Below are 18978 nucleotides of genomic sequence, written 5' to 3'. Positions count from 1 at the left end.
AACCCGAACACCCGTACTGATCCCAAGTCCCGTGGCGGGTTTGGGGATCGCTTCTGAGAACCTGGACACCGACCAGTTCCGTGCCTACCTCTCCGAAATGGAAGGGCTCGGCGTGCTCGCGCCGGATCCCGACCACCGTGGCTGGCACCTGCGCAGCGCCAACGCACTGAGCATGATCGGCAATCTGGGCATGGTGGAGGCCGAGCTGGAGGAAGCCTCGAGTCGAAAGGTGGCGGAGCACTTCAGCCAGTTCGAGGCGCGGCACCGGTCACGGGACGGCCAGTCGCACTCCCCGCTCACTGCGGACCAGATCGCCGACGTGCTCCCCGGGCACGGGAACCAGGTCCGCTTGATTATCGGCACCGTCGCTACCGGGATCGACCGGGTCGGCGCCGCTCTGCGGGACGTCGCGGAAGCCACCGGTTGGGAGATGCCGCAGGTGTCGAAGCGATCGGACTTCGATCGCGAGCTTGTCGTGGGTCAGCCGGGCCAGCGGCGGGTTGTGGTGTCTGACCTCAGGGTGAAGACGCCGTCCGACGAGGCATGCCGGGGCACATTGGAGAGCGCCGTCCGGCGCACCCCGACTGCGGCCGGTGTCACCCGTTCAGCAGTCATCATCGCCGGGCCTGAGCAACCGCTGCTCTGGGCGATCGCCTACGGTGACAGTCAGGGCCACGGCATCGAGGTCGATTCGGTTTCCCTGCGTCGGTTCACCTCGGACGGGCTGCGCTCGTGGGCCCAGGACAAGGAGGCGTTCACCTCCGAACCACAGTTGGAACAGCTCCGGGCTCGCACAGGCGGTTGGCCGGTACTGGTCCACAAACTGTCCGCCGCGCTGGACGAGGGGCTGCACGGGGACAGGGCGCTGCGTCAGGCAACGGCGGGTCTCGAAGATGCTGACGGGGCGCGCGAGTTCCTGGCGGAGGCAGGCCTCGTCCCGCGGAGTGCGCAGTGGGCCGGCTACCGGGCCGTTCTGGAGTTCATGACAGCGGACGGCATGACCCTGGACGACCTGCACACGGCGATCGAGGCGGACACCGACGGCGACTCAATGGACGCGGCCTACGCACTCCGTCTGCTGCGCGCCCTCCAGGTCTTTGACGTTGCCGCCGATGGCAAGCACCACCTCGAGGCTGTCCTTCGGGAGGCCTGGAGGCGGGCTGATATCGGTTGATCAGGTGCGGGTCACTTCACCGCCCGCGTGGAGTGACCCGCATTTGTATTGGACGCGTCGGGAGTCGGGGCGCTGGAGTATCGCTCGGCGCAGCTCCGAGCTCCGCACGCACAGTCCGATGCTGCCATCGCGATCTCGGTCGAGCGTCGGCGCCTCGACGTAATGTAGAGGCCCGCGGGCAGGGGAGGGGAACCGTTGCGCAGGGTGCCGCCGGAGATGTTCCGGTTCACGACGGGGGAGAGGGCCGAGCTCTACCCGTCGACTCCATGGCTGAACTACGTACCTCAGTGGTCGAGGAGGTGGTTGCCGACCTTCTCCTCGACGATCTGGCAGGCCACCGTCACGAGTTTGAATGACACCCTGTTCGACGGGCTGAGGGCTACCACCAACCCTTCGGCCTCGTCCACGTCGACTTCACCACCCAGAAGCGCACCCCCAGGGCTTCGTACGCCTGGTACCGCGACCTGATCGCCGCCCACCGGAACCGTGCTGTGAGGTAGCGGTGACCGGCTGCCGGTTGCTCGGCGCCGAGGTGTGTGATCCGGCGGAGACGGTCGGGTCCGCGCAGACCGGGGCGGCGCGTCCCGCAAACAGTGGACCGCAGGCGCCCCCACGGCGCCTGCGGTCCGCTGTTGCGGCTGGCCGGCTAGCCGACCGGCGCCGGGGAGCGGGGTGCCTCGGCGGGGGCCTTCGGCTGGTAGGACTCGGTGTGTCCTTCGACGTGGAGGTGGGGCAGGCGGCGGTCCAGCCAGGTGGGCAGCCACCAGTTGCCGCGGCCGAGCAGGTGCATCACCGCCGGTACCAGCAGCAGTCGGACCAGCGTGGCGTCGATCAGGATGGCCGACCCCATGCCGACGCCGATGACCTTGATCGGCAGTTCGGGCGCCGGGACGAAGGCCGCGAACACGGCGACCATGATGGCCGCTGCCGCGGTGATCACCCGCGCGGTGCCCGCCAGTCCGCTGACGATGGACTCCGCGTTGTCGTTGGTGCGCAGCCAGGCCTCACGCATCCGACTCACCAGGAAGACCTCGTAGTCCATCGAGAGGCCGAACAGGACGGCGAAGGTCAGCACCGGGACGAAGGCCGGCAGCGGGGTGGGGCTGTCGATGCCGATCAGTCGGCCGGCGGTGCCGCCTTCGAGGACGAGGGCGACCACGCCGTACGCGGCTCCGACGGAGAGCAGGTTCATCACGGCGGCCTTGAGGGCGACGGCGAGGCTGCGGAAGGCCACCAGGAGCAGCAGCATCGACACCGTGACCACGCCGCCGACCAGCAGCGGGATGCGGCGGGAGATGTTGTCGGTGCTGTCGATCGCGCTGGCGGTCGCCCCGCCGACGTGCACCTGGACGCCGGGGCCGGCCGCGGCCGGGATGACGTGCTCGCGGAGGTCGCGGACCAGGGCCTTGGTGGCGCCGGACTGCGGACCGGTGTCCGGGACGACGGTGAGCAGCAGCGACCGGCCGTCGGTGCCGGGCACCGGAGGGGTCACCGCCGCGACGCCGGGCACCGCCTTCAGCGCGGTGGGCAGCGAGGCTGTCGCGTCGGCGGGGGTGCCCGGCGCCAACTCGGCGACCAGGACCAGTGGTCCGTTGCTGCCCGGTCCGAAGCCGGCGGCCACCGTGTCGTACGCGAGCCGGTTCGAGCGCCCGGCGGGGTCGTTGCCCGCGTCGGGGAAGCCGAAGCGCACGCCGAGGAACGGCGCCGCGAGCGCCAGCAGGACGACGACCCCGGTGACGGCACCGAGGACGCGGTGACGCTCGACGAGCCTGCTCCAGCGCAGCCAGCCGGCGCCCACCGAGCCGGCGCCCACCGAGCTCTCGCCCTGGGCGGCGCGGCGCCGGGGCAGGGGCAGCCGGAGGCGCTCGATGTGTCGGCCGAGGTAGCCGAGCAGAGCGGGGAAGAGAGTGGCGGACGCGGTGATCACGACGAGCACGGAGAGGATCGCCGAGACCGCGGCGCCGCGCATGAACGACAGGCCCATCGCGAACAGCCCGAGCATGCTGACCACCACGGTCATTCCGGCGACCACGACCGCGCGGCCCGCGGTGTCCAGCGCGGCGACCGTGGCGGCCTCGGGGTCGAGCCCCTCGGCGCGCCACTCGCGGAACCGCGTGACCAGCAGCAGCGCGTAGTCGATGCCGACGCCGATGCCCAGCATCGCGGCGAGCGAGGTCGACCAGTCCGGGACCGGCATGATCGCGGCGAGGACCGGCAGCAGGGCGCTGCTCACCGCGAGCCCGCCGAGCGCGGTGAGCATCGGCAGGCCGGCGGCCACGACCGAGCCGAAGGTGATCACCAGGATCACGGCGGCGGCCGCGATGCCGATGCCCTCCGAGCCGATCGCGCCCTGCTCGGCCTGCTGGACCGTCAGGCCGCCGAGGTGGACGCGCACGCCGCCGTCGACGGGTCGGGCGAGGTCGAGCAGCCGCTGGGTGTCCGCCTTCGGCATGTCGGGGGCGACGGCGACGTCCAGGTGGATCTGCCCGAGGGCGGTGCGGCCGTCGGCCGACACCTTCCCGCGCGGGCCGTACGGGTCGTCGATACCGCTGACGTGCGGCACCTCGGCCATCCGGGTGAGCAGGTCCTTGACCCGGTCGCGGGTGGCGGCGTCGGCCACGCTGCTGTCGGAGGTCAGCACCAAGCTGATCGATTCACCGCCCAGCCCGGGGAAGTCCCGTGCCAGCAGCAGCTGGGCCTGCTTGGAGTCCGAGCCGGGCGCGGTGTAGTCGGCGCTGTACTTGGCGCCGAGGCCGGCCGAGAGGCCGAAGGCCGCGGCGGCGGCGAGCAGCCAGAGGAGCACCGTGCGGCCCCGGTTCCGGAAGCTCCAACCGGCTATTCGGCCGAGCGGGCCGGGCCTGTGCGGCCCGCTCTCCTCGGCGGCTGTCCGCCGCTCCTCAAGCAGTCCCTGGGACATGTGCTCCTCCGTCTGTCGTCAGGGGCTCCGCCCCCCGGCAAAGCGTTACGCTTCATAACGCGGCTTATGAAGCGTAAGGTTTGCCTCGACGGGTACGGATTGTCAATGCGGGGACTGGCGCAGCGAGCCGATGGAGATGCGATGACGGGTGGGTCGACCGACGAGAGCGGCGGGCGGAGCCGCCGTGAGCGGCTGCGCGCCGACACCGTGGAGGAGATCAAGCACGCGGCCCTGGGCCTGATCGCCGAGCGCGGCGCCGCGAACCTCCGCTTCACCGACATCGCCCGCAGCATGGGGATGACCCCGCCCGCGCTGTACCGCTACTTCGCCGACCGGGACGAACTGCTCACCGCCCTGGTCGCCGACTCGTACGACAGCCTGTCGGACGCGTTGGCGGCGACCCGCGAGACCGTGCCGCTGGACGACCTGGACGGACGCTTCGTGGCCGCCTGCACCGGCTACCGCGCCTGGGCGCAGCGGAATCCGGAGCGATTCGCCCTCATCTTCGGCTCCCCGGTGCCCGGGTACACGGCCCCACCGGACGGACCGACCGTGGCGGCCGGCCGGCGGGCGATGGAGCACATGGCCGAACTCGTCGCCGACACGGTCGAACGCGGTCGGCTCGGCAGCCCGCTGGTGCCGGACGGGGCGGAAGCCCTGCGGCTGGCCTGGGCCACCGTGCACGGCTTCGTCACCCTTGAGGCCTACGGCCACTTCCACGCGTTCGACCAGGACGCGCGGGACCGCCTCTTCGCGGTCCAGGCGGGTGTCGCCGCGCGCACCGCGGGCCTGTCGCCGGCCGTGGACCAGCGGTGATCAAGGCCCGCGCGGCAGACGGCCACGGCTGGGCGGTCGTCCGGTTCCAACTGGAGGGCAGGGAGCCGGGATCGGCCTCACGCGAGAAGCGTCCCGCCCCCGAGAGTACCGGGGGCGGGACGCGGTGCGGGCCAAGGGTCCGCGGTGCGGGCTAGGGGCCCGCGGTGCGGGCTAGGGGCCCGCGGGGGTTGAGGGCGGTGTCACCTCGCGCCCGGTGGCTCAGTACCAGAGGTCGGGGCTGAGCTGGACGTCGTAGCCGCTGCCGGGCTGCCAGTAGAAGCGGGCCTCGGCCTTGTAGTCGTGGCCCGGGGTCGGGTTGCTGAGGACGTAGGTGTAGGAGTACTGCCCGGAGCGGCAGGGGAACGAGGTGGAGATCGCCTGGCTGCCGACGGTGTAGTCCCAGATGATGATCTGCTCGGTGCAGTTGTTGTTGGCGAAGTTGGTGGTCACCCGCGCCGACACCTCGCCGCCGCCGGCGCTGATGCAGGTCTGCTTCCAGTCCGGGCCACCGCAGCCGCCGCCGCTCGACGCCGAGGCCGCCCCGGCGCCGGTCATCGCGATCCCGCCGGCGAGCGCGGTGGTGGCCAGGCCCAGGACGACCCGACGGATTCCCTTGACGGACATGTGCATTCCTCCCTGCTTTCCCTGGTCCGGTTGACCGGGGCACGACACGAGGCTTTGTCATGGCGATGGACAAACGATGAGCACGCCGAGCAGCCGCGCGGTCTCGGCCGCGTCGGCGTCGAGGTTCAGCCGCCGGAAGTGCTCCAGCGCCTCTCCGAGGCAGGCCCCGGCCCGGCTGTGGTGGCCCAGGGCGGCGAGGGCCTGGCCAAGGGTGCGCAGCACGGTGCCCTCCACCATGCCGCCGACGCAGCGGGCCTGCGGGAGCGCCTCCTCCGCGGCCCGGACGGCGGCCGCCGGCCGCCCTGCCGCGAGGTGGATCCGGGCGACCAGGCCGCCGGTCGCGGCCTGGAAGCCGGGCATGCCGAACGACCGGAACCGGGCCAGGGCGGCTTCCGCCCGCTCCAACGCCCGCGCGAGGTCGCCGCAGAGGTGGAGGATCCGGGCCAGGTAGTAGCTGCCGACGGACGAGGAGATGGACACCTCGCCACCGGACACCTCGTCACCGGACACCTCGCCACCGGTCAGCTCGGCACCCGTCAGCTCGGCACACCGCTCGCCCGCCGCGCGGGCCCGGGAGAGGCGGCCGCATCGTGCGTGGTTGTAGCCGAGCTCGCCGAGTGCGAGGCCCTCGGCGGTCCCGTCGTCGAGCTGGTGGAACAGCGACGACGCCTCTTCGAGCGGACCGATCGCCGCCTCGAAGTCGCACAGCACCCGCGCGTTCGCCCCGAGCAGCTGGAGGACGTTGGCGCGCAGTCGCCGCAGCGCCTCCCCCGCGCACAGCGGCAGGCAGCGGCGGAGCTCCTCGCCCGCCGCCGCGTAGGAGCCGGCGTGCCAGAGCATGCTGCCGCGGACCGAGCGGGCGAGCGCCTCGGCCTCCCGTTCGCCGCGGGCCGGCGCCGCCTCGGCGACCCGTGCCGCCAGGTGGCCGACCGTGGTCACGTAGTCGCGGCCGAACAGGATCGAGCCCATCTTGTCCGTCAGGTCGGCGGCCTGGGCGAGCGGCAGGGCCGGGTCCTGGTAGGCCCGGAGGACCACCGCCCGGTGGAGGTCGGTATGGCCGCGCAGCCAGGCGGTGGCGTCCTCGACCGTGTCGAAGGTCCGGCCCGGCGCGGCGGTCTCCGCCGTGATCAGGCTGCGGCGGGTGTGCTCGACGTGGTGGGCGGTCGCCTCGGCGTTGCGGGCGGTGGCCAGACAGAAGGCGAGCAACCGGGCGTAGGCGGTCGAGACCTCCGTCGGGGCGTCCTCGTCGGTGCCGCGCCGACGGGCGAAGGCCCGCAGCAGGTCGTGGAGCCCGTACCGGTCGGCGGCCGGGGAGTTCAGCAGGTTCAGGTCGACCAGGGTCTCCAGGAGTGCGCGGGTGCGTGCCGGGGAGCGGTCGAGCAGTGCCGCGGCCGGGCCCAGGCCGAGTACGGGGGTGTCCGGGAGGGCGAGCAGTCGCAGGGCGCGGGCGTGTTCGGGGTCGAGCCGGGCGTAGGAGAGCGCCAGGACGGGCTCCACCGCCGTGTGGTGGTAGGCGAGTTCGGCGAGTCGGGTCTGCTCGTCGGCCAGGCCGGCGAGGGACTGCGCGGGGTCGGCGGCGAGCCGGGAGCCGACCACCCGGATGGCCAACGGCAGCAGGCCGCAGGCCGTGACGATCGCGGTGGCGGCCTCGGGCTCGGCCTCGGTCCGGGCGCGGCCGGCGACGGCGGCGAGCAGGTCCAGCGCCTCGGCCGGCTCCATCGCGTCGAGGTGGAGGTGGTGGGCGCCCGGGAGGCCGGTCAGCCAGACCCGGCTGGTGACCAGGACCGCGCAGGTCCGAGCGCCGGGTAGCAGCGGGGCGGTCTGCTCGGCGGAGGCCGCGTTGTCGAGCAGCACCAGCAGGCGGCGGCCGGCCACGGTGGTGCGGTAGAGCGCGGCGCGCTCGGCCGGGTCGGCCGGGATCTCCCGGTCCGCGACGCCGAGGGCGGTCAGCAGCAGGCCGAGTGCCTCGGCCGGGTCGAGCGGGTCGGCCGAGGCGCCGCGCAGGTCCAGGTGCAGTCGGCCGTCGGGGAACCGCTTGCGCAGGGCGTGGGCGACGTGGACGGCCAGACTGGTCTTTCCGGCGCCCCCGATTCCGTTGACCGCCGAGACGACCACGGCGCCCGGGTCGGGCCGGGTGAGCACGGCGGTCAGCTCCGCAACGGCGTCCCGCCGGCCGGTGAAGTCGACCAGGGGAGCGGGAAGTTGTTCCGGTACCGGCGAGCGGCCGGAGTCCGTCTCGGGGTCGGGGACCGGCCGGTGGTAGGGAGCGGCCGGGCGACCCACGGGGCGGGTGGCCGTGCCGAGGGTGGGGTCGGCCCGCCGGATCCGCGCGTGCAGAGCGTCGAGCTCCGGGCAGTCCAGCCCCTCGGCGTGGTAGTCGCGCCGGGCATCGGCGTACACGGCCCGCGCCTCGTCCGGGCGGTCCGCCAGGTGGTACTCCAGCATCAGCAGGGCGCGAAACCGTTCGCGGAAAGGGTGGGTGAACACGGCCTGGTCGAGCTCGACCAGGCAGGACGGGTTGTCCCCCAGGTCGACGTCCAGGGCGAGCTTGGCCTCCAGCGCGTCCACCCGGCGTTCGGCCAGGTGGCGGCGCAGCTCGACGGCATGGCCTCCGGGCAGTCCGGCCAGCGGCTCGCCCTCGTGCAGGGCCAGCGCCCGGGTCAACAGGTCACGGGCCCGTGGCCGGTCGGCGGCGCGGGAGCCCTCCGCCTGCGCGACGAGGCGGTCGAAGGCGACGGAGTCGAGCGACTCGGCGGGGACGTCGAGGCGGTAGCCGCCGTCGACGGTGACCAGGAGGTGGTCGGCGTGGTGGTCGCGCAGCGCGCGACGCAACCGGTAGGCGTGGGTGGCCAGGACGGACTTGGGCCGGGTGGGCGGGTTGTCCTCGTCGAAGACGCCCTCGGCGAGGCGGGCGGCGGTCAGCGGCCGGCCCGGGTGGGCGAGCAGCATGGCGAGAAAGGCTTGCTGTTGGCTGCGGCCCAGGTCGAGTCGACGGCCGCCGACCCGGGCGGTGAGCGGGCCGAGCAGGCGGAAGCGCAGGTCCGGGGTGCTGGCGGGTGCCGGTTCGGTGGCGGGTGCGGGCTCGGTGGCGGGTGCCGGTTTTGTGGCGGGGGCGGGTTGGGTGGCGATGACGGCTCTCCCGGAGGCTCGTCGGACCCCGGTGGGCGGCGCGCCGGGGCTGGTGGATGGCGGTGGCGCGTGGGGGCTCAGCCGTTCTCCGGCACCGGCCGGATGGCGTGGGGGCTCTCGGTGGAGCCCGGGTCGGCGATTTCGCCGTGCGGCCGGCCGTCGACGTAGGTCTGGCCGGTCGCCGCCATCTCGACGACGGCGGTGCCGGCCGGCGTGCGGCTGATACATGTGAAGGTCCCACTCATCTGTTCGTCCTCTTTCCATCGTTGGTGATCCCGGGCGTCCTACCTGATCGGGTGGTGGCCGCGGCCGACGACGGGATTTTGTGATGGGCCGGTTGGCAGGGGATGAACGCTCGCATTTATTCGCAGACGGATCTTATTCACGGGGGTGCGAAAGAAGGGCGGAAATTGGCCAGGTGGGACGGCCCACCAGGCGGCTCGCGGCCAGACGCAGGGCGCGGGGCTGATGGTCGCACGCGGCGACCAGGGCCCGGGTCGCGTCCGGGTCCCGGGCCAGGCGCCTGGAGCCCAGGGCATGGGACAACAGTTCGATCCCCTCGTCGGGCGTCATCCGGCCGACGGTGACGGTGTGTCCACCGCGCAGTGGTCGGCCGGCGGTGACGAGAGCCGCGCTTCCGGGCTCGGCCGGCAGCAGCGGGCGGACCTGCTCGGCACCGACGGCGCCGTCGAGCAGCACCAGGACGCGCCGTCCGGCGAGCAGCCGGAGGTAGAGCGCGCGCAGGTCGGCGAGGTCCGGCGGGACGGCCTGCTCCTCGACGCCCAAGGCCCGCACGAAGCCGGCCAGGACGGCGGCCGGGTCCGCGCCGGGGACCTTCCCGTCGAGGTCGGCGTGGAGCTGGCCGTCGAGGTCGGCGTAGAGCTGGCCGTCGGGATAGCCGGGGGCGAGCCGGTGGGCGGCGTGGACGGCGAGCGCACTCTTGCCGTAGCCGGGCGGCCCGGTGACGGTGACCCAGCGCGGACCCGGCGCGGCCAGGGCGGCGGCGAGCTCGGCCAGCAAGGCCGCCCGGCCAGTGAAGTCGGCGATATCGGGCGGGAGTTGGAATGGTCGGCGAACCGGACGGGGGCCGGCCCGGGAGGCCCAGGGCGTCCAACTCGCCACGTCCGGGGCCCGGCCGCGGAGGCGTGCCGCCAGAGCCTCCGCCTCGCCGCCGGGGGCGGAGCGGGCGAGCAGGGCGAGGGCCTGCTCGGTGCGACCGGCCCGGGCCAGCGCGAGCGCGCGGGGGACGACGGTGGCCGGCTTCGGCCCGGGTTCCGCCGTGAGTGCCAGTCCGAGTCCGAGTCCGAGTCCAAGTCCGAGTTCGACGTCGAGTTCGAGCCGGGCCAGTCGGGCCTCCTCCCGGCGCCCGGCCAGCATCCGGCGGTCGTGCTCGGCGAACGGCCCCGGCACGCCGTCCAGGGCCACCGGGGCGGACCACCGGCCGAGCGCGGCTGTGAGCAGGGCGCGGGCGCGCTCGGGCTGCCGGTTGCGACGGGCGGCGGTGGCGGCGGCGAGCTCGGTGAGGAACACCGTACGGTCGATGTGCGCCGGATCCGCCTCCAGCCGATACGCCTTGCCGACGTGCCGCAGGACATTGCCGCCCTCGACGGTGCCGCCCTTGACGCTGCCGTCCTCGCCGGTGCCGTCCGCGCCGGCCAGGGCGTTGCGCAGCCGGTACATGGTGGCGGGCAGCCCCCTGGCCCGGTCCGGCGCCTCGTCCTCCTCCTCTCCCCAGGCGCCGTCGATGATCTCCGCCACGGGCACCGGCCGCCCGGCGTGGGCGAGCAGGACGGCGAGCACCGCGCGGTCCCGAGCCCGGTTCAGCCGCAGCTCCCGAGCTCCGCGCCGGGCCTTGAGCGATCCAAGCATGCTGAAGTGCAGCTCCAGAGGGATCCTCCTTGTGCGACCGAATCCGACAGTCGGTCATGTTACAGAGGAGATAAGCGCCGACAAGGGCGCCGGTCGGTATCACGCCACCGACCGATGCTCAGGCCGGGGGCAGGGGCGGCGGGTTGTCGAGGAGGAGGTCGTGGCCGACCTCGGTGACGGTGTGGCGGACCTGCTTGCCCTCGCGGCGGGTGGCGATCAGGCCGGCCGTGCGCAGGGCGGCGGCATGGGCGGAGGCGGAGGGCGGGGTGACGCCGAGCCGGTGGGCGAGCTCGGTGGTGGAGCAGGCACTTCCGGCGATCGCGCGCAGGACGCGGGCCCGGGCAGGCCCGAGCACGGCGGCGAGGCCGTCGGTGGCCGGTGTCCGGGCCGCGGGCTCGGCGGTCGGGGCGGCGATCGGGTAGAGCAGCAGACTCTGGCGGTCCGGCTCGGCCAGCAGGCTGATGCTCCGCTGGACGAAGTAGTTGGGCCGCAGTTCCAGGCCCCGGCCGCCGAGCTCGAAGGAGCCCTCCAGTTCGCCGAGGGTGCACTCCAGCACCCCGTCGTCCCGCCAGACGGCCTTCGGGTGGAGCGAGTCGAGCATTGCGCCGATCCCGGAGCGGGTGGCGGTGCGGGCCCGGGCGGCGATGTCGGCCTCCAGAGCGCGGCGGATGTCGGGCCAGTCCGGGGCGAGGCAGGCCCGGAACAGCGCCCAGGCACCGTCGCTGACCTCGCGCAGGCCCCGGCTGCCGTCCTCGCGCAACCGGGCCAGGGCGGCCGGGACTTCCGGGCCGCTGCCGAACATCGCGACACCTTCCTCCACGGCCTGCTGCGGGACGGAGAGGAGCGCGTCGAGCTCGTCGGTCAGCTGCCGGCGGACGGCGTCAAGGTCCGCCACCATGAAGTCGGGGACGCCGACCGGGCTCGCGTTGACCACCTCGAGAAAGCGCACGGCCCGGTGGGGCACATGGCGGCGGACATCCCGCCACCAGCGCTCGCTGCGCGACCCGCTGCCCTGGTGAACCCCCAACCGGGCCGAGCCGGCCAGCAGATGGTCGAGCGGGGATATGACGAACCGGGTCCTCGCAAGGTCCGCGACCCCGAATCGCAGTGCGATCACGAACCTTCCTCCGGATCCCCGCAGCCGTCCTGACCAGCCGCGTTGTTGACTATTAGGCCCAGAGGCTAATACATGGCCGTCCGGCCGCCCCCGTTGGCATGCTCTCCCTCGTCGGCGCGACCGAGGCCCGCTCCGACCCCCGCCGCGAGGGGAGCGGGGGTCGGAGCACGATCCTCAACCGGGCGTTCCTTGACCCGAACGCCCGGTGTCGCCCGGCGAACCACGGCCAACCAGTGCCCGATCGGCCTCCGCTCAGGCCTCCTGCACCTGGTACCGCGACCGGATCGCCGCCCACCGGAGTCGCGTTGCGAAGCAGTCGCCTGAATGGCGCGCTTAACTTCCCTGCTGAATAAGTTACTTGGGAGATCAAGGCTACCTGCGGCTGCGGTCTCCTTAGAATGGCAGTCCGCCGCCGCGCACTGTCACCTGTCCTCACCACCCGTACCATCGGGTGGCTGCGAACGGTGAGGATGCCCGGTCGACTGACACACCAGGGAGGTCCAGTGACGGACAGCGAGCACGAGGACGGCGATGCGAACCCCTCGGAACTGCCGGCGCTGCGCCTGAAGCTCTACGTCGAGTCGCTCCAGGTCCGGATGCCCGAGCCGCAGTTCAAGCTTCTGATGGACGTCCTGCGCGGCTATGCCGAGCTCGGCGGTGGGCGGATCGCGGTGAAGCTGGACGACGAGGAACGGGAGCTGTTCACACCTGCGGTGCAGCGCGAACTGCTCGTCCTCCTCGGCCTGCTCGGTGCCCTGACGCCCGGACACGAGGACCGCGCCGACCGTGTGGTGGCCGACCTCGGCGACGGCGAGTGGGCCAAGGGGGTCATGTCGCTCGTACCACCGGAGGTCGCCGCCGACCCGACCCGCCTGCGGGACATGCGCGACCGGCTTGACGCCACTGAGGGCCGGCGGGCGAGCGACCGTGCAACGGTCGAGGGAATCGCAAAGGCGAGCGGGATGACAGGGACAGAAGGGACCTGATCCGATCTCTGACCCGGCGCGGAGAGGCAGCGTTCGCCGGGGTCGAGCACGCCCTGTCGACGCTTACGAGCTGCGCTCCTTCGGCACCGGTTCGATCGGACGGGGCTCCAAGGTGGCGTTCAGGTTGACCAGGACGCCGTCCCGCCAGAGCACCGTCGGCTCTTCTCCCAATGCCCACACGGGAATTCTCGGCGCTGTGTAGGAGATGAAGTACTCCAGGTACCACATCTACGGCTCCACGCTGCGATCCTTGTTCGCGGGCTTGGTCTGCTGGCCGGTGTCCGGAACGTACTCTGCCTGGTGCTTGCCTTTCTTGTCCTTCCAGCGCTTCCGCAGCCCCCGGCATTCTTGACCGGGGTTTTTCGCTTGACCGGCTTGGCGTTGGGGAAGGCGGGCAGGTTCGCAGGCGCCGGGCGACGGCGGAGGCGTAGGTGCGGGTGAAGTTGAGCGGCATGCCGCGGCCCGGGGTGGTGAGGTCGGTGAAGGTCTCACCGAAGTGCCCGGTGCGTACGCCGCGGCGGCTGAGGTGGGGGCCAACGCCCGCGCGCTGGCCCGACCCGGTCTCAGCCAAGGGATGCCCCGGCGTAGGCGCCCGCCGGGCTGAGTGCCTCGTCGATCCGGGCGCAGACCGTCTCCGCGGCCACCGCGTCCCGCCAGTGCGGCAGTTCGTCCGGCCCGCCGCCGACGAACGCGAGGAACGCCGCCGTCTCGGCGCGGTACGCCGCGGCGAACCGGGAGCGGAAGTCGGGGTGCGGGCCCGGGGCGGTGAGCGGCCGGGTGTCCAACTGCGTGCGGGAGCCGATGAGTTCGGCATAGGCCTGGCAGCCGGCCGGACTGGCCCGCTTGCTCACGACGGAGCACACCGTCCCGCAGGCCAGCGTCAACGTGGTCACCAGGAGGTCGGCCGCCGCGCCGGCGCCGCCCTGGGAGGCTGAGACCCCGACGACCTCGGACCCGAAGAGCCACAGGACCAGGTCGATGTCGTGGATCTGCAGGTCGAAGGCGAGGCTGCCGCCGGCGACCTGGTACCCCTGGGGCGGCGGGGCCCCGTCCAGGCTGGTGAACACGGCGAACCCGAACTCCTCGGACCGGGCGCGGTACTCCTGCCGCAGTGCGGCGTACTCCGGGGAGAACCGGCGTTGGAAGCCGATCCGCAGGGGCACCCCGGCCTCGTCGGCGAGCGCGCCGAGGCGTGCGCTGGCCTCCGGCCGTGCCGTGCACGGCTTCTCCAGCAGTACCGGGATCCCGCGTGGCAGCAGGCCGGCGACCACGGCCTCATGGGTGTCGGTCGGCGTGCACACCACGACCCCGTCCACATCGGGCAGTTCGGCCGCGTCCGGGACGACGCGGCAGCCGAGTCCGGCCGAGAGCGCCGCGGCGCGCGCCGGGTCGGGTTCGACCGCCGTGACGTCGGCTCCGAGCTTGAGGAGATTGCGGGCATGGGTGCCGCCGATCCTTCCGCCGCCGCCGACGACGGCGATGCGGGGCCGGCCTATCCGGGTGCTCATCGTGAGGACTCCAAAGCGTCTCGGAACATCGGAACATCGGACATTCGGTCGATCAGCCGGCGCCGACCGGGCGGCGATCGTCGGAGCACCGCCAGCCGCACCAGCGCGGCCACGGTCACGTGGCGGCGTACGTGGCTTGTTCCCAGCCCATCAGTCGCCGATAGGTAAGTCTCCATGTTGCGTCCACAACTCGTGTACACCTTCCGGATCCAGCGTTGATCCGTGGCTGGTCTATTGGTTCTGGCCGGCCGGAGCCACCCGACGAGGCCGGCCGTCCGCAGAACGGCTGTCGGGCCGCCGGCACTGCGTCCTGGTCACCAGCGAACCGAGCGCGATCGTGACCGCGCTGCACGTCCTGGGTATCGGGCCCGGTTCGGAGGCCGCCGCCGAGCTGTGCCCCGAGTGTGGTGGCGGAGTTGTACGTCGCGGTCGTGGTGCGGCACGGGGGTATTGCTACGCCGTGTTAGAAGAATTGACGTAACGTCAAGTTTCATGTGGATCACGCCGATGGGTGGTGCCGGGTGTCGTCAGGCATGCCGGGACCGCTCCGGCCGACCGTACGACACGCCCGCTCGAAGGAGCTGTTCTTGAGTCCCGCCCACTCCCTGACACGCGCGGCAGCGGCCGCCGCGATCCTCGCTCTCCTGGCCGGATGCTCGACCTCGAACGACAGGCACCCGAAGCCGCCCGGAGTCGAAGCAGCCGTCGAACTCGGCCCCGGCGAAGGCCCGGAGATACCGTCCACAGGGGGCGCGGCGGGCTCGGACACTCAGCCCGGGGCGGTCCCGCCGGGTGCGCCGTCCTCGGCAGGCACGGCAGCACCCTCCACCGTGGACCCGGACGCGCAGAGCCTGGCGGACTGGCCCACCGAACCGGTGGCCGTCACCGATCCCCGAGTCGCCGCCGTGGCCCAGGTGATCAAGCCCGGATACAGCGGCGAGTCGTACCTGGACGGCCTCGTGACCACCTGGGGCATCACGCTGAAAGCCCGGGAGAGGATCGACTTCCCCGGCCGGCCGCCGGTCTGGCACACCTCGGGTGTCAAGGAGGACGGGGACACCACGATGTGGATCGCCGCCGTGTGGTCCCTGGACGGCGACCTGATCAAGTTGGCCTGCCACGTGACGGCCGCCGCCGTGAAGCAGGCCGACTTCCTCCACGACTGCGCGGGCCTGGACTACCCAGGAGCGGAACCGGCGGCCGCCAAGAGCTGGTTGGACGCCATGGAGCCCCGTGTGGACGCGGTCTTCGCCACCGATCGGAAGGTCGCCATTGACAGCCCGCTCCACCGCTCGGGCCCGGTGGCGTTCCTCCTTCGGAAGGCACCCGACGCCACGTACGGCGGCGACTCCTACGAACTGCTGCCGTTCGGCACTGGTTCGAGCTGATCGGAACCGGTCCTGTTCACCGGACGACCCGGTGGTGAGCCTGGGACGGTTCAAGGAGTACCTGGGCCTGGGCGGGCTACCGCTCCGAGTGGGACAAGTACGAGGTCGTCCACGGCTGATGCCCGGCGAGCGGGTGCTCGCCGGGCATCAGCCGGGGTTCAGCCCCGCAGGGTGGTGATGGCCTTTTCGATGCGGCGTTGGCGGGTCTCGGGCTTCTTTGCGCTCTCGACGGCGCGGTTACTCCGCGTAGGGCTGGTCGGTGCCCTGGGCGCTGTAGCCGAGGCTCCAGATGTAGCCGTCCGGGTCGGCGAAGGTGCCGCCGTAGCCGCCCCACGGGAGGGCGCCGGCGGGGTTGAGGACCGTGGCGCCGGCCTTCTGGGCCTCGGCCATGATCTCGTCGACCCGGGCCTCGCTGCGGACGACGTAGGTCAGCACCAGTCCGCTGAAGCCGGTGCCTTCCGCCTCCGTGCCCACCAGGCCGGCCAGGCCCGCGCGCTCGTAGAAGCCGACCGGCGAGGCGCCGTCCGAGGCGAAGAACACCGAGACGCCGAAGTCGTTCTGGACCTTCCAGCCGAGCCCCTCGGTGTAGAACCGCTTGGCCCGGTCCATGTCCCGGACGCCGAGGAGGATCGAGCTGACGTGCGCCTTCATGGCTTACTCCTTGTATTTCTGCGTATTTCTGCGAGATGTGCGGCGAACTCGGGCCGCCGGTGGAAGCGGTGGTCGCCATGACCATCACGCTACGGGCCGCGCCGAGGCCGGGGCTTCTCGATTCCTGACCGGTCTGGCGACCTGCTTCGCCACGCACGCGGGCATCCCCTCCACCGCGTCCGCCGCCTGGCGCCGGAAGGCCCCGGGCGGCATGCCGACCAGCTCGGTGAAGCGGGTGGTGAACGTGCCCAGTGACGCGCAGCCGACCGCGAAGCAGACCTCGGTGACGCTGAGGTCGCCCCGCCGCAGCAGCGCCGCCGCGCGCTCGATGCGGCGCGTCATCAGGTACGCGTACGGCGACTCGCCGTACGCGGCCCGGAACTGCCGGCTCAGGTGCCCGGCGGACATGTTGGCATCACGGGCGAGCGCCTCCACGTTCAGCGGCTGCGCGTACTCCCGGTCGATCCGGTCGCGAACACGGCGCAGCCGCGCGAGATCGGCCAGCCGCTGCGCCTGGACGCGTGCGCGCCGCCACTCCGGGTCACACATGGGAGCCCCCCTCCGTCGTTCCTCTTCCCTCTCCATGGACGCCTACGAGCGCCCGAGGTTGCCTGCTGATCCGAGGCGTTCGAGACGGCTCAGCGCAGTTCCTGGATGCGGACCAGGTTGCCCGCGGGGTCGCGGAACGCGCAGTCGCGGACGCCGTACGGCTGCTCCGTCGGCTCCTGGACGACCTCGGTGTCACCCGCCTGCACCTTCTCGAACGTGGCGTCGAGGTCCGGGGTGGCCAGCAGGATCCAGCCGTAGGTGCCCTTGGCCATCATCTCGGTGATCGTGCGGCGCTCGTCCTCGGTGATGCCGGGGTCGGAGGCGGGCGGCGCCAGCAGGATCGACGTGCCCGGCTGACCGGCCGGGCCGACCGTGATCCAGCGCGCCCTGCCCTGCCCGACGTCGCTGCGGACCTCGAAGCCGAGGACGTCGCGGTAGAAGGCGAGCGAGGCATCCGGGTCGTCGTGCGGAAGAGAGGTCGTGTGAATGGTGATCTCCATGGAGCGCAGGCTAGAGGCAACTCCATGGACCGTGCTTCTCGATTCCTGACCGATTCCTGACCGATTCCGGACCGATTCGAGACCGGTGAACAAGCCGGACAGCGCCCCCGGCGGGGTTGGCGTAGGTGGGGGTACCTCAACCAACCCCAACCGGGGGCGCTGCGCGTACGCGGTGTCAGCCCAGCGTCCACTGCTGGTTCTTGCCGCCGCTGCAGGTCCACAGCTGGACGGGCGTGCCGTCCGCGGTGGCCAGACCGGCCACGTCCAGGCAGAGCCCCGACTGCACCCCGGTGACGGTGCCGTTCGAGTTCAGCTTCCACTGCTGGTTGGGCTGGCCGTTGCACGTCCAGACGATCGCCTTGGTGCCGGGGGTGGTGGCGTGCTCGTTGGCGTCCAGGCACAGGGTGCTGCCGCCCACGGTCACGGTCAGCTGGTCGGACGACGTCCGGGTCCAGGTCTGGTTCGCGGCGCCGTTGCAGGCGTAGATCTGCTGCTGCGTGCCCTGCTGCGTGTTCGCGTCGGTGAGGCACTTGCCCGCGTCCACCGCGCGCAGCGCGCCGGTCGTACCGCCGCCGGAGGGGGGCGCCGCGTCCAGGCCCATGAAGCGGATGGCGTTGGCGGCCATCACGGAGCCCTTGACCGGCAGTTCGTGCCCGGTCCCGGCGAGGCTGTAGGCCTCGACCTGGGTCTTGCCGGCGCTGTTGTTGTACCGGGTGCGGGTCCAGTTGGCCGCGGGGGAGTCGGTGGACGAGGGAGTCTGGCTCACGCCGAGGACGTCCGTCCACTGCTTGATCTCTTCACCGAGGTTGTTGTAGTTCACCGAGCCGTCGGTGGTGCCGTGCCACAGCTGTACACGCGGACGCGGACCGGTGTAGCCGGGGTACGCCGTGTTGCGCACCAGGCCGCCCCACTGCTGGGGGGTCATGGTGAGCTTGCCCTGGCCGCAGGTCCCGTTCCAGGCGCGGACGGTGCCGGTGTAGAAGCAGTGGTAGGGCACGCCCATGAACGCCGCGCCCGCCTTGAACACGTCGGGGTAGTTGGCGAGCATCACGTTCGTCATCATCGCGCCCGACGACTGCCCGGTGACGTACACGGCGTTGGGGTTGCCGCCGTAGCGCTGCTCCGTGTAGGTGATCATCGACATCAGCCCGACCGGGTCACTGCCGCCGTTGCGGGTCATGGACTGGTCGGAGGAGACGTCCCAGCAGCTTCCACCGGGGTTCGTCGAGGGGTAGATGACCAGGAACCCGTACTGGTCGGCCAGCGAGGCGAAGTCCTGACTCGAGTACAGGTAGGGCCCTGAGCCCTGGCAACCGTGCAGGGCCAGCAGGATCGCGGGGTTGGCCTTGACGTTGTTCGGCACGTACAGGTGCATTTGCAGGCCGGTCGGATTGTTGCCGAAGTTCGTGATCTGCGTCAGCGAGGCGGCAGCGGCCTGGGGGGCGGCCTGGGGGCTGGCCTGGGCGGTGGATTGGGCGGCGGTGGCCTGGGGGATTGCCTGGAGGCTCAGGCCGACGGCGAGGCCGACCGCGGCGGCTAAGCCCAGTAAGCGGGACTTGAGTGAACGGGAGCGCAGCATGGTGGGGGACCTCTCCGTCCGGGTTTGTTGTGGGCGTGAATTATTAACCCGCACCACCCCCGAAGAAACAACCCTGAAACACTCAAGATTTTTTCTGTCGGCCGACAATAGTCGTCAACCCCCAACAGCCGCACCGCTGTTGGGGGTGACGCCACGGCGTCGGTCGGCTGG

At 72.1% G+C, this 18978-nt stretch carries 16 protein-coding genes and 3 pseudogenes; 5 read left to right on the top strand and 14 right to left on the bottom strand.

All coding sequences use genetic code 11. The annotated features are described in order from the left end of the window. Positions 1-1174: pseudogene (locus tag ACFP3U_RS33380) on the top strand (hypothetical protein); the annotation flags it as partial. A 284-nt stretch (positions 1175-1458) separates the two neighbouring features. Here the strand turns inward: ACFP3U_RS33380 and ACFP3U_RS33375 are convergent. After that, entirely contained in the window at positions 1459-1581 is a 123-nt protein-coding gene (locus ACFP3U_RS33375; RefSeq protein ID WP_380229505.1) for a hypothetical protein, read from the bottom strand. On the opposite strand from ACFP3U_RS33375, the pseudogene ACFP3U_RS33370 reads away from it, so the two are divergent. After that, a pseudogene (locus tag ACFP3U_RS33370) lies at positions 1546-1674 on the top strand (family 1 glycosylhydrolase); the annotation flags it as partial. The gene ACFP3U_RS33375 and the pseudogene ACFP3U_RS33370 sit on opposite strands and share 36 nt — an antisense overlap. A 146-nt stretch (positions 1675-1820) precedes the next feature. Here ACFP3U_RS33370 and ACFP3U_RS33365 read toward each other — a convergent pair. Next, positions 1821-4091 (bottom strand): MMPL family transporter, encoded by a 2271-nt coding sequence (locus tag ACFP3U_RS33365; protein ID WP_380229504.1) that lies wholly within the window; start codon positions 4089-4091, stop codon positions 1821-1823. Positions 4092-4232: 141 nt separating this feature from the next. Here ACFP3U_RS33365 and ACFP3U_RS33360 point away from each other — a divergent pair, with 141 nt between their 5' ends. Further along, the gene (locus ACFP3U_RS33360) at positions 4233-4907 is read left to right on the top strand and encodes a TetR/AcrR family transcriptional regulator (RefSeq protein ID WP_380229503.1); all 675 of its coding nucleotides are present in this window, start codon (positions 4233-4235) and stop codon (positions 4905-4907) included. 219 nt (positions 4908-5126) lie between these two features. Here the strand turns inward: ACFP3U_RS33360 and ACFP3U_RS33355 are convergent, their stop codons facing one another. The 5 genes from ACFP3U_RS33355 to ACFP3U_RS33335 all read right to left on the bottom strand — a co-directional run bounded on the left by ACFP3U_RS33355 (position 5127) and on the right by ACFP3U_RS33335 (position 11646). Then, complete coding sequence (locus tag ACFP3U_RS33355; protein ID WP_380229502.1) at positions 5127-5531, bottom strand: hypothetical protein; 405 nt, start codon at positions 5529-5531, stop codon at positions 5127-5129. 57 nt (positions 5532-5588) lie between these two features. Continuing rightward, positions 5589-8513: an AfsR/SARP family transcriptional regulator gene (locus ACFP3U_RS33350; protein ID WP_380229507.1), complete on the bottom strand. Its 2925-nt coding sequence runs from the start codon at positions 8511-8513 to the stop codon at positions 5589-5591. 224 nt (positions 8514-8737) lie between these two features. Then, positions 8738-8905, bottom strand: a complete 168-nt coding sequence (locus tag ACFP3U_RS33345; RefSeq protein WP_380229508.1) for a hypothetical protein — start codon at positions 8903-8905, stop codon at positions 8738-8740. A 133-nt stretch (positions 8906-9038) separates the two neighbouring features. After that, positions 9039-10529, bottom strand: a complete 1491-nt coding sequence (locus tag ACFP3U_RS33340; RefSeq protein WP_380229501.1) for an AfsR/SARP family transcriptional regulator — start codon at positions 10527-10529, stop codon at positions 9039-9041. 118 nt (positions 10530-10647) lie between these two features. After that, positions 10648-11646 (bottom strand): ArsR/SmtB family transcription factor, encoded by a 999-nt coding sequence (locus ACFP3U_RS33335; protein WP_380229500.1) that lies wholly within the window; start codon positions 11644-11646, stop codon positions 10648-10650. A gap of 503 nt (positions 11647-12149) precedes the next feature. Between ACFP3U_RS33335 and ACFP3U_RS33330 the strand changes: the two genes are divergently transcribed. Continuing rightward, entirely contained in the window at positions 12150-12632 is a 483-nt protein-coding gene (locus ACFP3U_RS33330; RefSeq protein WP_380229499.1) for a hypothetical protein, read from the top strand. A gap of 63 nt (positions 12633-12695) precedes the next feature. Here ACFP3U_RS33330 and ACFP3U_RS33325 read toward each other — a convergent pair whose 3' ends face one another. Continuing rightward, positions 12696-12860, bottom strand: a complete 165-nt coding sequence (locus ACFP3U_RS33325) for a hypothetical protein (protein WP_380229498.1) — start codon at positions 12858-12860, stop codon at positions 12696-12698. Between the two features lie 335 nt (positions 12861-13195). Continuing rightward, positions 13196-14140, bottom strand: coding sequence for a Gfo/Idh/MocA family protein (locus tag ACFP3U_RS33320; RefSeq protein ID WP_380229497.1), 945 nt, complete (start codon positions 14138-14140; stop codon positions 13196-13198). A gap of 830 nt (positions 14141-14970) precedes the next feature. On the opposite strand from ACFP3U_RS33320, the gene ACFP3U_RS33315 reads away from it, so the two are divergent. Then, complete coding sequence (locus ACFP3U_RS33315) at positions 14971-15528, top strand: hypothetical protein (protein ID WP_380229496.1); 558 nt, start codon at positions 14971-14973, stop codon at positions 15526-15528. A 158-nt stretch (positions 15529-15686) separates the two neighbouring features. On the opposite strand, the pseudogene ACFP3U_RS33310 reads toward ACFP3U_RS33315, so the two are convergent. From ACFP3U_RS33310 to ACFP3U_RS33290, 5 genes and pseudogenes are all read right to left on the bottom strand, one after another. Then, positions 15687-15755 (bottom strand): annotated as a pseudogene (locus ACFP3U_RS33310) (YdeI/OmpD-associated family protein); the annotation flags it as partial. Positions 15756-15765: 10 nt separating this feature from the next. Beyond that, positions 15766-16179: a VOC family protein gene (locus ACFP3U_RS33305; RefSeq protein ID WP_380229495.1), complete on the bottom strand. Its 414-nt coding sequence runs from the start codon at positions 16177-16179 to the stop codon at positions 15766-15768. Positions 16180-16263: 84 nt separating this feature from the next. Beyond that, the gene (locus ACFP3U_RS33300; RefSeq protein ID WP_380229494.1) at positions 16264-16728 is read right to left on the bottom strand and encodes a helix-turn-helix transcriptional regulator; all 465 of its coding nucleotides are present in this window, start codon (positions 16726-16728) and stop codon (positions 16264-16266) included. 89 nt (positions 16729-16817) lie between these two features. Beyond that, on the bottom strand, positions 16818-17228 hold the full coding sequence (locus tag ACFP3U_RS33295; RefSeq protein WP_380229493.1) for a VOC family protein: 411 nt from the start codon (positions 17226-17228) through the stop codon (positions 16818-16820). Positions 17229-17403: 175 nt separating this feature from the next. Continuing rightward, positions 17404-18807 carry an extracellular catalytic domain type 1 short-chain-length polyhydroxyalkanoate depolymerase gene (locus ACFP3U_RS33290; protein ID WP_380229492.1) on the bottom strand — a complete coding sequence of 468 codons (1404 nt, stop codon included), beginning with the start codon at positions 18805-18807 and terminating at the stop codon, positions 17404-17406. Positions 18808-18978 lie beyond the last annotated feature (171 nt).

Origin of the sequence: Kitasatospora misakiensis (genome assembly GCF_042656005.1) — a bacterium.
GTDB lineage: Bacteria > Actinomycetota > Actinomycetes > Streptomycetales > Streptomycetaceae > Kitasatospora > Kitasatospora misakiensis.
The sequence above is the reverse complement of the archived record's forward strand: the minus strand, read 5'-3'. Positions and strand labels throughout refer to the sequence as shown.

Bases quoted from the DNA above. Each gene is read 5' to 3' on its own strand.
- ACFP3U_RS33360 (WP_380229503.1), top strand. From the start codon at position 4,233: ATGACGGGTGGGTCGACCGACGAGAGCGGCGGGCGGAGCCGCCGTGAG.
- ACFP3U_RS33325 (WP_380229498.1), bottom strand. From the start codon at position 12,860: ATGTGGTACCTGGAGTACTTCATCTCCTACACAGCGCCGAGAATTCCC.
- ACFP3U_RS33365 (WP_380229504.1), bottom strand. From the start codon at position 4,091: ATGTCCCAGGGACTGCTTGAGGAGCGGCGGACAGCCGCCGAGGAGAGC.
- ACFP3U_RS33300 (WP_380229494.1), bottom strand. From the start codon at position 16,728: ATGTGTGACCCGGAGTGGCGGCGCGCACGCGTCCAGGCGCAGCGGCTG.
- ACFP3U_RS33340 (WP_380229501.1), bottom strand. From the start codon at position 10,529: ATGCTTGGATCGCTCAAGGCCCGGCGCGGAGCTCGGGAGCTGCGGCTG.
- ACFP3U_RS33345 (WP_380229508.1), bottom strand. From the start codon at position 8,905: ATGAGTGGGACCTTCACATGTATCAGCCGCACGCCGGCCGGCACCGCC.
- ACFP3U_RS33305 (WP_380229495.1), bottom strand. From the start codon at position 16,179: ATGAAGGCGCACGTCAGCTCGATCCTCCTCGGCGTCCGGGACATGGAC.
- ACFP3U_RS33320 (WP_380229497.1), bottom strand. From the start codon at position 14,140: ATGAGCACCCGGATAGGCCGGCCCCGCATCGCCGTCGTCGGCGGCGGC.
- ACFP3U_RS33295 (WP_380229493.1), bottom strand. From the start codon at position 17,228: ATGGAGATCACCATTCACACGACCTCTCTTCCGCACGACGACCCGGAT.
- ACFP3U_RS33290 (WP_380229492.1), bottom strand. From the start codon at position 18,807: ATGCTGCGCTCCCGTTCACTCAAGTCCCGCTTACTGGGCTTAGCCGCC.
- ACFP3U_RS33355 (WP_380229502.1), bottom strand. From the start codon at position 5,531: ATGTCCGTCAAGGGAATCCGTCGGGTCGTCCTGGGCCTGGCCACCACC.